This window comes from Rhodococcus sp. IEGM 1379, assembly GCF_030056815.1.
Taxonomy (GTDB): domain Bacteria; phylum Actinomycetota; class Actinomycetes; order Mycobacteriales; family Mycobacteriaceae; genus Rhodococcus_F.
Window position 1 is genome coordinate 1 of record NZ_JASHKR010000106.1, and the last position, 13,554, is coordinate 13,554.

17 protein-coding genes are annotated in these 13,554 nt (G+C 61.4%); 6 read left to right on the plus strand and 11 right to left on the minus strand.

All coding sequences use genetic code 11. The annotated features are described in order from the left end of the window. Positions 1-106: 106 nt before the first annotated feature. From QM600_RS26880 to QM600_RS26890, 3 genes are all read left to right on the plus strand, one after another. Positions 107-943: a glutamate ABC transporter substrate-binding protein gene (locus QM600_RS26880; RefSeq protein WP_283264822.1), complete on the plus strand. Its 837-nt coding sequence runs from the start codon at positions 107-109 to the stop codon at positions 941-943. A gap of 100 nt (positions 944-1,043) precedes the next feature. Beyond that, positions 1,044-1,724 (plus strand): amino acid ABC transporter permease, encoded by a 681-nt coding sequence (locus tag QM600_RS26885; RefSeq protein WP_243618551.1) that lies wholly within the window; start codon positions 1,044-1,046, stop codon positions 1,722-1,724. Continuing rightward, positions 1,721-2,617 (plus strand): amino acid ABC transporter permease, encoded by an 897-nt coding sequence (locus QM600_RS26890; protein WP_283264823.1) that lies wholly within the window; start codon positions 1,721-1,723, stop codon positions 2,615-2,617. The genes QM600_RS26885 and QM600_RS26890 overlap by 4 nt, the downstream gene beginning before the upstream one ends. Before the next feature lie 82 nt (positions 2,618-2,699). Here QM600_RS26890 and recX read toward each other — a convergent pair whose 3' ends face one another. From recX to QM600_RS26930, 8 genes are all read right to left on the minus strand, one after another. Continuing rightward, a complete protein-coding gene (gene recX / locus QM600_RS26895; RefSeq protein ID WP_283264824.1) occupies positions 2,700-3,314 on the minus strand; it encodes a recombination regulator RecX in 615 nt (204 codons plus the stop codon). Between the two features lie 8 nt (positions 3,315-3,322). After that, entirely contained in the window at positions 3,323-4,360 is a 1,038-nt protein-coding gene (recA, locus tag QM600_RS26900) for a recombinase RecA (RefSeq protein WP_169633763.1), read from the minus strand. Positions 4,361-4,555: 195 nt separating this feature from the next. After that, on the minus strand, positions 4,556-4,750 hold the full coding sequence (locus tag QM600_RS26905) for a DUF3046 domain-containing protein (RefSeq protein WP_094272501.1): 195 nt from the start codon (positions 4,748-4,750) through the stop codon (positions 4,556-4,558). 46 nt (positions 4,751-4,796) lie between these two features. Then, the gene (locus tag QM600_RS26910; protein ID WP_283264825.1) at positions 4,797-5,960 is read right to left on the minus strand and encodes a glycosyltransferase; all 1,164 of its coding nucleotides are present in this window, start codon (positions 5,958-5,960) and stop codon (positions 4,797-4,799) included. Positions 5,961-5,992: 32 nt separating this feature from the next. Further along, positions 5,993-7,552, minus strand: coding sequence for a glycerol-3-phosphate dehydrogenase/oxidase (locus tag QM600_RS26915; protein WP_283264826.1), 1,560 nt, complete (start codon positions 7,550-7,552; stop codon positions 5,993-5,995). A gap of 4 nt (positions 7,553-7,556) precedes the next feature. Continuing rightward, positions 7,557-8,195: a TetR/AcrR family transcriptional regulator gene (locus QM600_RS26920; protein ID WP_349307294.1), complete on the minus strand. Its 639-nt coding sequence runs from the start codon at positions 8,193-8,195 to the stop codon at positions 7,557-7,559. 50 nt (positions 8,196-8,245) lie between these two features. Continuing rightward, complete coding sequence (locus QM600_RS26925) at positions 8,246-8,959, minus strand: PIG-L deacetylase family protein (protein WP_283264828.1); 714 nt, start codon at positions 8,957-8,959, stop codon at positions 8,246-8,248. An 18-nt stretch (positions 8,960-8,977) separates the two neighbouring features. Further along, positions 8,978-9,154, minus strand: a complete 177-nt coding sequence (locus tag QM600_RS26930) for a hypothetical protein (RefSeq protein WP_169633759.1) — start codon at positions 9,152-9,154, stop codon at positions 8,978-8,980. Positions 9,155-9,379: 225 nt separating this feature from the next. On the opposite strand from QM600_RS26930, the gene QM600_RS26935 reads away from it, so the two are divergent. From QM600_RS26935 to QM600_RS26945, 3 genes are read left to right on the plus strand one after another with little or no spacing between them, the layout of a single operon-like run. Continuing rightward, complete coding sequence (locus QM600_RS26935; RefSeq protein ID WP_283264829.1) at positions 9,380-9,976, plus strand: biotin transporter BioY; 597 nt, start codon at positions 9,380-9,382, stop codon at positions 9,974-9,976. A gap of 6 nt (positions 9,977-9,982) precedes the next feature. After that, positions 9,983-10,663, plus strand: coding sequence for an energy-coupling factor ABC transporter ATP-binding protein (locus QM600_RS26940; RefSeq protein ID WP_283264830.1), 681 nt, complete (start codon positions 9,983-9,985; stop codon positions 10,661-10,663). After that, positions 10,660-11,265, plus strand: a complete 606-nt coding sequence (locus QM600_RS26945) for an energy-coupling factor transporter transmembrane component T family protein (protein ID WP_283264831.1) — start codon at positions 10,660-10,662, stop codon at positions 11,263-11,265. Before QM600_RS26940 ends, QM600_RS26945 begins: the two co-directional genes overlap by 4 nt. Positions 11,266-11,288: 23 nt before the next feature. Here the strand turns inward: QM600_RS26945 and pspM are convergent, their stop codons facing one another. From pspM to QM600_RS26960, 3 genes are all read right to left on the minus strand, one after another. Continuing rightward, positions 11,289-12,074, minus strand: coding sequence for a phage shock envelope stress response protein PspM (gene pspM / locus QM600_RS26950; protein ID WP_283264832.1), 786 nt, complete (start codon positions 12,072-12,074; stop codon positions 11,289-11,291). An 89-nt stretch (positions 12,075-12,163) separates the two neighbouring features. Next, entirely contained in the window at positions 12,164-12,976 is an 813-nt protein-coding gene (locus QM600_RS26955; protein WP_243618564.1) for a PspA/IM30 family protein, read from the minus strand. A gap of 201 nt (positions 12,977-13,177) precedes the next feature. After that, positions 13,178-13,554: helix-turn-helix domain-containing protein (locus QM600_RS26960; RefSeq protein WP_283264833.1), on the minus strand; the 377-nt coding region annotated here is incomplete at its 5' end.

The following is a 13,554-nucleotide window of genomic DNA, read 5'->3' on the forward strand; positions in this document are numbered from 1 at the left end:
GTTCTTCACCCATCCCAAGTCGGATCGGGCCAAGGACTTCCTCGGCAAGATCCTCGCGCACTGATCCGACCGCACTGTTCATACGTAAACAATTGAGAGGGTCTCCATGAAGATCAATCGTTCCGTCCGGTTCGGAATCGGAATCATGGCCATCGCGTTCGCGGCTACCGCCTGCGGTGGCAGCGAAAGCAGCAACACCGTCAGCGAGAATGCCGCCGACGGCAAGCTCACCGTCGGCATCAAGTTCGACCAGCCCGGACTCGGCCTGCGCAACGCAGACGGCACCTTCAGTGGCTTCGACGTCGAGGTTGCCCGGTACGTCGCAAACGAGCTCGGCGTCAAGCCCGAGAACATCACGTTCAAGGAATCACCGTCCGCCCAGCGTGAGACGTTGATCCAGAACGGTGAGGTCGACTACATCGTCGCCACCTACTCCATCACCGACGCTCGCAAGGAAAAGGTCAGCTTCGCCGGACCCTACTTCGTCGCCGGCCAGTCCTTGCTGGTCAAGGCCGATAACACCGACATCACGGGCCCTGAATCACTTAACGGCGGCAAGATCCTGTGCTCGGTAGCGGGCTCCACCCCCGCGCAGAAGGTCAAGGACACCTACGCCAAGGACGTCCAACTCCAGGAATTCGACACGTACTCGGCGTGCGTCGAAGCACTGCGCAACGGCGCGGTCGACGCCGTCACCACCGACGACATCATCCTGGCCGGCTACGCGGCGCAGTCTCCCGGCGAGTTCCGGATCGCCGGTGAGCCGTTCACGACCGAAAACTACGGAATCGGCTTGGCCAAGGATGATTCCGAGGGACGCGGCAAGATCAACGATGCCATCGAGAAGATGATCTCTTCCGGCGCTTGGGCAGCGGCATTCACCGAAACCGTCGGACCGTCGGGTTACCCGATGCCGGCACCGCCCACCGTCAATCGGTACTGAACCACCCGAGCAGTCCCCACTCCTGGTGCGGTTTCCTCATCCGGAAACCGCACCAGGGTAAGCACTTTCAACAACGACCCATGAACTGGGGAGACGGTAAGTGAAAATTCTCGACGAATACGGAAGCCAGATCCTCGAAGCGTTCTGGACCACGATCCAGCTCACGATCTTCTCGGCGATCGGCGCATTGATACTCGGCGTGATTATTGCCGCGATGCGAGTATCGCCCGTGCCTGTCGCCCGATTCCTCGGCACCGCCTATGTCACGATCTTCCGCAATACACCGCTCACACTGATCTTGCTGTTCTGTGTGTTCGGGTTGTCCCAGACACTCGGAGTGAATCTCGCGAGTAACAACTCCTCGACCTTCGTGATCGACAACAACTTTCGCCTCGCGGTTCTGGGTCTGAGCATCTACACAGCATCGTTTGTGTGCGAATCGATCCGCGCCGGAATCAACACTGTCAACGCGGGACAAGCCGAAGCCGGCCGGTCCCTCGGGTTGACCTTCGTACAGAACCTCCGACTCATCGTTCTTCCCCAGGCATTCCGCGCTGTGATCGCACCACTCGGCAGTGTCTTGATCGCCCTGACCAAGAACTCCACTGTCGCCGCCGTGATCGGCGTGTCCGAGGCATCGAAGTTGATGAAGGAGATCCTTGAAAACGAAGCCGCACTCTTCGTAACCGCAGGAATCTTTGCCGTCGGCTTTGTCATCCTGACCCTGCCGACAGGATTGCTGTTCGGCAAGCTGGCCAAGAAATTCGAGGTGTCACGATGAGCGACCGCGCAACAGTTCTCTACGACGCGCCCGGACCTAAGGCTCGCGTCATCTACCGCCTGATATCGGTCGCGGTGGCAATCGTGGCCCTCGCAGTCGCCTACGTCGTTTACCGGGCCCTCGAGGACAAGGATCAGTTGACCTCGGCCAAGTGGAATCCCTTCCTGCAGGCAGACGTCTGGACCACGTATCTGCTTCCCGGAATCAAAGGCACATTGGTAGCTGCTGCACTATCGATCGTATTTGCGCTGGTCCTCGGAGCGATTCTCGGCATCGGACGCTTGTCGGATCATCGCGTCGTGCGAATTATCAGCGGTGTCTTCGTCGAACTGTTCCGTGCGATTCCCGTTCTCCTGCTGATGATCTTCATGTACGCGGTTTTTGCCGAATACAAGGTTTTCAAACTCGATCTCCTTGCACTCGCTGCCGTGGTCGTGAGTTTGACGCTCTACAACGGGTCAGTGATCGCAGAGATCGTCCGCTCCGGAATCAACTCACTTCCCCGCGGTCAATCCGAAGCAGCCAAAGCCCTGGGTATGCGCAAGTCCCAGATCATGGCGACGATCCTTCTACCGCAAGCAGTCACCACGATGCTTCCGGCACTGATCTCCCAAATGGTTGTGGCGCTCAAGGACTCCGCACTTGGTTACATCATCGGCTACACCGAACTTGTCCGGCAGTCCACCCAGATCGGTGCTGCGTTCCGGAACTATCTGCCTGCCCTCATCGTGGCGGCAGTGATCATGATCATCCTGAACTCGACACTGACGTACCTCGCCACGAAGGTCGAGAAGCGCCTCCGTTCCGGAAAGCGAAAAGGCAAGGGCCCTATCGCTGCCCCGATCACAGCTGTGGGCGTCTCCGTTCCGGGTATGGATCTCACCGACCCCTGACCCCGGGCACGCCCAGAGTCAGGAGAAGCGGGGTGTGTCACCGAATTCGGTGACACACCCCGCTTTTTGTCAATTGGCAGCACTACGAATCTGCAGCTGCTGCCATCTCCGTCTTGACTACCTCGTACGACATACCTGCCGAATACCCTTTGCGCGCAAGCATGGCGACCAGCCGTCGCATCACCTTGTCGCGATCCTCGACAGGCTTGTTGCGCAGCTTCCGTCGCACCAACTCTGCAGCGCGCTCACGCTCATCCGCTGAGTCGATCTGAGAGAGCGCCTCAGACGCAATGTCCTGATCGACGCCTTTGAGCCTGAGTTCGACAGCGAGCGCCTTCTTGCCTTTGCCCGAATAGGTGTGGCGTGAGTGCACCCATTGATGTGCGAAGTCGGCGTCGTCGATCAGACCGATTTCTTGCAGTCGATCGAGCGCGCGAGTGATGATCTCCGTCTCGAATCCTCGGCTGATCAGCTTCTTTTCCAGCTCGGAACGGCTACGCGCCCGGTCGGTCAGGAGGCGTAGGCACGCATCTTTTGCCTGCGCCTCCGTACCACCTTCGGCACGCGGTTCACGCTCCCGACGCTGGCCATCTTCACCATGCTGGCCGCGCTCGCCGCGCCGCCCAGTCTGCGCGGATCGGGAGCGAGAACGTCGATAGCCGGCGTCCTCGCCACCATCACCGTCGATGAAATCCATGGCTGGACTCAGAAGTCAGCAGAAGCTTCATCGGTAGCGGTGACGTCTGCACCGATACCCAGCTTTTCCTTGATCTTCTTCTCGATCTCATCACGGATATCCGTGTTCTCCAGCAAGAACTTTCGAGCATTTTCCTTGCCCTGACCCAGCTGGTCACCTTCGTAGGTGTACCAGGATCCGGACTTGCGGATGAAGCCGTGCTCGACGCCCATGTCGATGAGCGAGCCTTCCTTGCTAATGCCCTGACCGTAAAGAATGTCGAACTCGGCCTGCTTGAACGGCGGAGCAACCTTGTTCTTGACTACCTTGACGCGGGTACGGTTGCCGACTGCGTCGGTGCCGTCCTTGAGCGTCTCGATGCGACGGATGTCCAGACGGACCGAAGCATAGAACTTCAAAGCCTTACCACCGGTGGTGGTTTCAGGCGAACCGAACATCACGCCGATCTTCTCGCGAAGCTGGTTGATGAAGATCACGGTGGTACCCGAGTTGCTCATGGCGCCGGTGATCTTTCGCAGGGCCTGGCTCATCAAACGGGCCTGGAGACCAACGTGACTGTCGCCCATTTCGCCTTCGATCTCGGCGCGGGGAACAAGTGCGGCCACGGAGTCGATGACGATGATGTCGAGGGCGCCGGAGCGAATCAGCATGTCTGTGATCTCGAGTGCCTGCTCACCGGTATCGGGCTGGGAGACCAGGAGCGCGTCGGTATCGACACCCAACTTGGCTGCGTAGTCCGGATCGAGTGCATGCTCGGCATCGATGAATGCAGCGATGCCGCCGTTTGCCTGAGCGTTGGCAACCGCGTGCAGAGCAACAGTGGTTTTACCCGAGGACTCCGGACCGTAGATCTCTACGACGCGTCCGCGAGGCAACCCGCCAATACCCAGCGCGACATCAAGCGCGATGGAACCGGTGGGGATGACTGCGATGGGCTGACGAACACCTTCACCCAGGCGCATCACCGAACCCTTGCCGAAGTTCTTGTCGATCTGCGCCAACGCGAGGTCGAGCGCCTTGTCCCGATCAGGTGCCTGTGGTGCCATCGTGATCCCCATCCTTAAAAGTCAGTCTCAGTGGTGTTGCGATCAGAGTAGAACCGGCCACCGACAAACTTTATGCTCGTCGTGCCGGCCTACCGAAATCCTGCAATCACGGAAGCGGCAGTTACCACTGAACACAGTCAGCATAGACGAACATTTGTTCGAACAACAGAGAAGGCTCGAACAACGCCGAAGAATCTAGCGACGGGAGAGCGGAACATCGAAGTCGGCGCACAACGCACGCCACACCTCACGAGGGTCCCAGCCGGCTTCGAGTGCCGCCTCCGCAGTCTGCCCACCCACACTCGTCATTACATGGTCGACCAGCATCGAGTCGCCTCGTACCTGCCCGAACTCTTCGCGTACCAGTTCATGAAATTCGGTCAATCGCACAGCCGCAACGGTAGTGCACGCAGAGCGCTTCGTGCACCAGATGAGATCAGGCCCGGACTCCCCCGGCAACAACCTCTCGGCACACGGCCACCGGGTCACGAACGTCGGATGCAGTCTTCGCCGCAGCGCGGGCCGCCTCGGCGAAGCTACTGTCCGCCAGGACCCGCAGGACGGCATCCCTGATCGACCCGGCATCAGCGGGCCGCACGATGACCGCACCGCCACCCCGAGCGGCGCGATTCGCCAACTCCCACTGATCTCCGCCGCCGGGAACGATCACCGTCGGCACCCCGGCCAACATGGCTTTGGCCAGCATTCCGTGGCCTCCCCCACACACCAGGACCGACGCATCACGGAGCATCACGTCCTGACGGCCGAGTCCGGCTCGAACCCACTCCGGATGCTGCCCGTCCGAGCCTTCCAGTACCGATGCGACCAACCGCACACCGGCACCTTCCAGACCGTCGACGGCAGCCTCGAGCATTCCCACCGCGCCGGTGTGCGCCGTCGACGGTGCCACCATGACCAACGGCTCCGAGCCCACCGACGGCTCCAGAATCTTCTCGGTCGGTTCCCACAACAACGGACCGACCAGATGGGCGTGTTCCGGCCAGTCCGGACGCGGAACTTCCAACGCGGGGAGCGTCGCGATCAACCTTGCGGCAGGGCCCGGATCAACTGCCGGAAGCCCCACGCTGACGCGCGCTTCGGAACGCTGTGCGAGTCCTTGCTTGATCGAGCGGCCCGTCGCAGCCCTCATCAAGGTATCGCGCAGTCGACCACGAAGCCCGACGCCCGGCGCGAGCCCACTACCGATGGGAGGCAAACCCCGAGACGGCGAATACAACGGATGCGGAGACAGCTCGACCCACGGAATCCCCAACTGCTCAGCGGCCAATCCGCCTCCGGCAGTGAGGATGTCGGAGACAACAAGGTCAGCGGAGACAGCTCTCAGATCCGGTAGCAGTTCCGTCGAGATATAGGCGGCCCGCCCGTGGATCCGAGCGCCGGCATCGAGGTCGTCGTCACCGGGCCGAGGAGCCAAACCCTTGAGTGGCTCGGTTTCCACTCCCGCCGCTCTGGCTGCGTCCACCCATCGCGAACCGGTGAACAGAATCGGCTCGTCGCCGGCTGCGATCAACGCCAGCGACAACGCTATTGCGGGAAAAGCATGACCCGGGTCCGGCCCGGCAACTACGGCTACACGCACTCGGACAGCGTGTCACATGCCACAGAGACCGGTCATACCGCCCGGATTGCCGTCTCCGCCGCCGGCAAGGCACGTTCACGATCGGAAGCCACCAAACCGATGCGCGTCCGGCGGTCCAGAATGTCGTCCACGTCGAGCGCACCTTCATGTGACACCGCAAAAGCGAGTTCGGCGACGCAGACGTCCAAGCCGGCCACAGCATCAAGGCCATGATCGCCTGTCGCCAACACTGTCTCGGCCTCGGTGCCGTAACGCGCGACAAGCGAAGCGGGAGCTGCGATCTTGTTCAATTCCGCCCGAGTCGCGGCACCCACGAGAGGCAAGTTCCGGGTTCGACAGGCGCTGGCATTCAGCCCGCCCACCTCGACGGCACAGTCGACGGCGTCCTGCGCCATCCGGCGGTAGGTGGTGAGTTTGCCGCCGACCACCGTGATCAGCCCACTCCCCGACCGGACCACCGCATGATTACGAGAGAGATCTGCTGTTGATCCGTCGCCGGTATCGAGCAACGGTCGCAACCCGGCAAACGTGCCCAGAATGTCGGAACGCGTCAGCGGCACTTCCAGAGCCGTATTCACCGTCTCGAGGAGGAAATCGATTTCAGAGTCGGATGCGGTCGGGACATCCGGGACGGGGCCGGGCGCCGCCTCATCGGTCAAACCGAGATAGACACGACCGAGCTGCGCCGGCAAAGCAAAGACAAAGCGATTGGTTTCGCCGGGAATCGGAACAGTCAGTGCCGCAGTGGGATTGCCCAGAGACTTCGCGTCGAGAACCAAGTGGGTGCCACGACTGGGCCGCAGCGTGATGCTGGAATCCACCTGATCCGCCCACACACCCGTTGCATTGATCACGGTCCGCGCACGCAAGAGGAATTCGGTTCCGGTCAACTCGTCCCGCAGAGTCGCGGACGTACCGGATACGTCGTAAGCCCCGACTCTGGTCAAGATTCGGGCGCCGTGCAGAGCCGCGGTGCGGGCGATGTTCACCACAAGACGAGCGTCGTCGATCAACTGGCCGTCGTACGCCGTGAGTGCGCCACGCAGATTCTCGCGGCGTACACTCGGCACCAATTCTCGGGCCCGGGACGCACTGACGGTGCGCGAACGAGGCAACACGGACGACGGCGTCCGCGCACTGGCTCTGAGTACGTCGCCGGCGAGAAATCCGGTGCGCACCAATGACTTTCCGAAGAACGATGTCTGCGGCAGAAGGGGAACAAGTTGCGGCATGGCACGCACGAGATGCGGCGCCGTCCTCGTCATGAGAATGCCGCGTTCAACCGCGCTCTCCCGCGCGATACCGACATTTCCCGACGCCAGGTACCGAAGACCACCGTGCGCGAGTTTGGAACTCCAGCGACTGGTACCGAATGCCACATCATGCTTGTCCACCAGAGCGACACTGAGTCCGCGTGTGACGGCGTCCAATGCCACTCCGACACCGGTGATACCACCGCCGATCACCAACACGTCCACGGAATCACCGTGCGCCAGTTCGTTCAACTCTCGCGTTCGTCGGGCAGCGTTGAGAGCCGACGATGCCGATTTCAGCGATGCCGACTCGGGCGCGGTTCGCTCGTATTCCACCATGCTCCTAGCGCGCCGATCCGGCGACGGGTGTCAGATATGCCGATATCGCACTGCGCATGTGCTCGACCGCCGCAGTACGTGAAAGTTGGCCCTCCATGGTCGGTGCCGAAATCACGACGGACTGCGCGATCAGCAACGTCATCGCCGCGATCTCACCGACATTTCCGTCGCGAATCGATCCGTCCCGCTGACCGGCGGCAACGACGGCGGTGAGTAATTCGAGAATCGACCGCTGGCTGGCACCGAGGCGGTCGACTATATAGGTGGTCAACAATTCCTGGTCGGCAACGCGAATCTTGACGAACAGCGGATGGTCCCGGATCTGGGACACGACATCGACTACCGCCGCGACCAACTGAGTCCTGGCGCTGCCGGTATCGATCATTTCGGGGAGGGCTGCGCGGATCTCACGTGTGAGCAGGTCCGCGACCACCGCACGCGTATCGGGCCACCTCCGATAGACCGTAGGCCTACTGACACCGGCGCGACGGGAGATCTCGGCCAACGTCGTCCGCTGCATCCCGAAATCGAGCACGCACGATCGCGCAGCATCAAGAATCAGATCGTCGATCTCGCGACTGGAAGTGCGCTGACCGTCGCCCTGTCGCTCAAGGACACGGTCATCTGCGTTACGGATTGCCATCGTCTGTAACACGGTACCGGACTCCCCGGATAAAGCGCACCGGACACGTGTCAGAAATAGTACAACTCGAAACCGACCGCTCTGGTCGCGTCGAAACCCGGTTTGGGCCCGGACACCATGTCGATCTGGGCCTGGGCTTGTTCCCGAACCGGCGTGTCGCTGAGTGCGGCCAGATACCGAGCGTGTTCCGACAGCGAATCCACCGCCCGGTCCACTGTGTCCGTGACGTCGACGCAATGAGTCGGCGTCATCGAATTGACGGCCACCCACCGCACTCCGGTCCACGGCGCGAGTCCGTCGGCCGACAGTTCCGGGAAGATCCATTGATTGGCCGCATCGGAGGTGGCATCGAGAACACTGATCCCCAGGGCGCGATGATCAGCGCTGTTGAGATATCCCGGACCCCAGGTATGCGAGAAGTTCATGGTCACCACCAACTCCGGACGATGCCGGCGAATCGCTGCTGCCAATTCCGAACGCAATTCGAGGCCCTCGGCCAATCGGCCGTCCGGAAGTCCGAGGAACTCGACCTCCGAAACTCCGACCACTGCAGCCGACCGACGCTCTTCGTCCTCGCGAATCGGTCCGGACTCTGCCGGCGCGAGTCCCGCGATGCCTGCTTCTCCACTGGTCGCCAGGACATACCGGATGTCCTTGCCCAGATCCGTCCACCGCGCCACCGCAGCGGCGGCTCCGTACTCGATGTCGTCGGGATGCGCCACGATGACCACGGCGCGGTGCCAGTCCTCCGGGAAAAGGTCCATACCGCCTTATCTTGCCTGTCACATACGCGAAGCGGGTGAATTCTCGTCATTGCCTGACATCGCCTTGACGAGAAAATAGATCCCGAAGCCCACAGCGCCGATGACCAGCACCCAGAACAAGCCCTTGATCAACGTTCCGACCACTGCGAGCGCAACCCACACCAGCACAACTGCCAACACGATCTTCCAAAACATGATCTACCTCCGCTTGCCGTATCGCGGACCCACCTGCTGAAGTCCGTGAGACCAGCCTGACACGTTCGAGCCGACAAAGCAGCAGCTCACCGGCAAGATCAGGAAAAGATCAGGGTTCACCCCGAGCCACCCCCAGCAGACTGGGCATGCGTCTAACCCGACTCCGGGACCCGCTGACGTAAACTCGCGACGTTCCATCCAGTAGGCCTAAGGAGCACGTCCGCAGTGTCCACCTCTCGTTTCCCTGCCCGCGATCTCGCACACGTCGCGGTCTTCGCAGCGCTCATCATCGCGTTGGGCCTGCCTGGCGCCATCAACATCGGAATCTCCGGAGTGCCGATCACCCTTCAGTCACTGGGCGTGATGATGGCCGGCGCACTCCTCGGCCCGCGTAAAGCGGTACTCGCAGTCCTCACCGTGATCGCACTGGGCCTGGTCGGATTGCCGGTCCTCGCCGGCGGTCGGACCGCGCTGGTTTCGCTGTCGAGTCCCACGGCCGGGTTCTTGATCGGCTGGATACCCGCAGCATTCCTCATCGGCTGGCTGACAACCAAGATGCTTCCCAAGTATCGAATTGTCCCCGGAATCGGAATCAACATCCTCGGCGGTGTCGTAGTTCTCTACGTATTCGGTATCGGCGGGATGATGATTCGCGGACACATGAGTTTCCTCGCCGCCTGGACCGCCAATGCTGCCTTTATCCCGCTTGACGCTGCCAAAGCCGTCGTCACTGCCGTGGTCGCGTCGCAGGTTCACCGCGCCTACCCGGCGTTGCTGCGTGACACCGTCACGTCACGCTCGAAAACTGCTCTGGCGAACTGAATCTCCATGAGCGAGATCATCTTCGAAGGTGTCGGTCACAGTTTCGGTGAACGCACCGTGCTCGACCGTGTCGATCTGACATTGACCGAGCAGCGCATCGGAATCGTCGGCGCCAACGGAAGCGGAAAATCAACGCTGGCCCGCATGATCAACGGATTGGTAGTTCCGGCAACGGGTTCGGTGCGTATCGACGGTTTGGATACCGCAAAGAAGGGCCGAGATGTGCGCAAGCGCGTCGGATTCGTCTTTACCGACCCCAACCATCAGATCGTCATGCCGACGGTCGCCGAAGACATCGAATTCTCGTTGCGCCGCAACGGCCTGAGCAAACCCGAGCGGGCTGCCAAGGTCACGTCAGTTCTGAGCCGTTTCGGCTTGGACGGTCACGCCGACCATCCCACTCACCAACTGTCCGGCGGACAGAAGCAACTTCTTGCGCTCGCGGCCATCATGGTGACCGAGCCGAAAGTACTGGTGGCAGACGAGCCCACCACTTTGCTCGATCTCCGCAACTCGAGACTCATCAGCGATATTTTCGCGTCACTCGAGCAGCAATTGATCGTCGTGACCCACCAGCTCGATCTCATCAGTTCGTTCGACCGAGTTCTGGTCATCGATCAAGGACTCGTCGTAGCCGACGGTCCGCCCGCGGATTCCATCGATTTCTACCGTTCCCTCGTCGCATGACCACCCTTGGTCATTACCGCCCGGGAACGTCGATTCTCCATCGGACACGACCCGGACTCAAACTTCTCGCACTCATCCTCGCGATCATTGCCGTCTCGGTATTCGTCCGCGCCCCTTGGCAATTGATTCCGCCCACGCTGATCGTCGTTGCGCTCTACATTGCCGCTCGAATTCCCGTGCGAACTGCGATCACTCAGCTGCGCCCCGCACTGTGGATGATCGTGTTCATCGGCGGATTCCAGATACTGTTCGCCGGCTGGGAACGAGCCGTCCTCATCTGTGGCGTACTCGTACTCTCGATCGCCCTTGCAGCGCTCATGGGACTGACCACCCGAATCTCGGAAATGCTCGACGCGATTACCGGGTTCCTCATGCCGCTGAGACGATTCGGGGTCAACCCGGAGAGAATCGCACTGCTCCTCGCCATGACGATTCGCTGCATACCGCTGATGTTCGACGTCATCACCCAGGTATCGGAAGCCCGGAAAGCCCGCGGACTCGGCTTCTCGCTCCGGTCATTCGCGGTACCCGTCATCATCGGGACGCTCATGACCGCCGACGCCATGGGTGAAGCTCTCGCTGCTCGCGGCGCCGACGACTGAACTTTCCCGGTTCTCCGCGAACTTCAGCCGTACTTGCGGGTGATCTCGTCGACCTCGCCGATAGCGTCGGCCAAGCTGGAGAGTCGCTCCGCAGCCTGGTGGAGCGCCGAAAGTTCACGGTTGAACCCCACCAGCGCCGAAGGCGTGTGCGGCGCTGTGAGAGTGGCTGCCGAGTTGACCAGATCTTCGTATTGATCCAGCCCTGCCTGCAATTCGTGCATCGCACCATTGATCGTCGGATCGAGCGTTTCGGCAACCTTAGGAGTCGCCTTCACTGCCCGCTCCATCGCAACGATGTCCGACGACACTGCGAACATCGCTCGTATCGCAGAATCCGCCGTGAGCGTGATCTCGTCCAACTCCGCAGGATCGATGGTGTCGGCGCGTCGGAGTACACCGAGAATCTCGAACAACGACGTCTCGGCGCCGACGAGCCTCGACATCGGGATGAAAGCACGCGACGACGACGGTGGCAGGCGTCGACGTATCGGAGCCGACGGCGGCGGTCCCGCGTTCATCGACCGATACCGCCCGAGCGCAACTACCGCCGGGACGGCAAAGAGTGCAGCTCCCCCACCAGCAACAACCATGGACCACTCCGGAGCAGATGCCACGGCAAGACCAGCCGTTCCGATCACTGTGCCGCCGGAAATGAAGCCCCAACGTTGGGCCCGACGCCTCGCACGGCCGCGTTTGCGTTCGAACTTGGCCCGAGGGTCCTGCCAACGCCGTGCAGCCTCGGCAGCGGACAAGCCGACTTCCCGGAGCGAATCGGCGGTTCGTCCGAGCGCCCCGAAGGCACCGGTCACTGAAACAGGGACGGCCGACCGGAACTCTCGCTCAGGTCGGCCACCACGTGAAGAAAACATCAGAACATCAATCGTGTGTTGTTGTCGGTCTACTGCCCGGTCGTGCCGGCTGCGGGAGGCTGCTTTTCGATAGATGTCGGAGCGGGAGTTGCAGCGGCGCCACCGGACGGCAATGCCTCGCCCTTCATGGACGCGCGGATCTGCTCGAGGCGGCTGTGGCCGGCCATCTGCACGCTGGCCTGCTGAACCTCCATCATGCGACCTGAAACCGAGTTCTGTGCCAGTTCCGCTGAACCGAGCGCATTTGCGTAGCGACGCTCAATCTTGTCGCGCACGGCATCGAGGCTGGGGGTGTTACCGGGAGCCGAAAGCGTGCTGTCCATGGAGCGCAGCGACTCGCTGACCCGTTCCTGCATCTTGGCCTGCTCGAGCTGGCTGAGCAGCTTCGTGCGCTCGGCAACCTTTGCCTGCAGTGTCATCGCATTCTGCTCGACGGCCTTCTTGGCCTGCGCAGCAGCCTGCAGCGACTGGTCGTGAAGTGCCTTGAGGTCCTCGACACCTTGCTCGGCGGTCACGAGCTGTGCGGCGAAAGCCTCAGCAGCGTTGGTGTACTGGATCGCTTTATCGTTATCGCCGGCAGCGGCAGCCTGATCCGCGAGGTTGACAGCCTGGCGCGCATTCGCATTGAGCTTCTCGACCTCGTCGAGCTGGCGACTGAGCTTCATCTCGAGTTGACGCTGGTTGCCGATCACCGACGCGGCCTGCTGGGACAGCGCCTGGTGCTGACGCTGCGCGTCCTCGATCGCCTGCTGGATCTGAACCTTCGGATCGGCGTTCTCGTCGATCTTCGAGTTGAAGAGCGCCATCAGGTACTTCCAGCCCTTGACGAAAGGATTAGCCATGGGTTTGATCCTGCCTCCATCTGATGCGCCGCGCTCTGCGCGACCCGGTGAGCGACCGTCGCACACCGTAACAAGGGCTGCGCCCCAACTGCCGTGACCTGTACTGCCGTGACCTGTACTGCCGTAACTCTGAACTTTGTGTCCCCGCCTCGAAAAAACTGGCGGTTACGTACAAAACCTATCGGTTGGGACCGGCAGTGGCTATGCAGCGGCCAACCTGCGCGCGTTGGGTGCCGGAATAACAACTCGAGTATCGCGGGCGATGGTCGGGGAACCGGATGCCGACGCACTCGCACCGGGAGACGTCAAACCGGAATTGGGGGCTGGCCGACCGATGGCCGGAGCGGTCTTCTTGGTGGCCAACGTTTCGCTGACATCGACCAGAACGTCCGATAAGGGCACGGCGAGTGCATCGCAGATCGCGGCCAGCAGTTCACTGGACGCTTCCTTACGTCCACGTTCCACCTCGGACAGGTAGCCCAAGCTCACGCGCGCACTGTTCGACACCTCACGTAGCGTGCGACTCTGCGAAACGCGCGTACGCCGGAGACTGTCACCGATTGCCTCACGCAATAGCA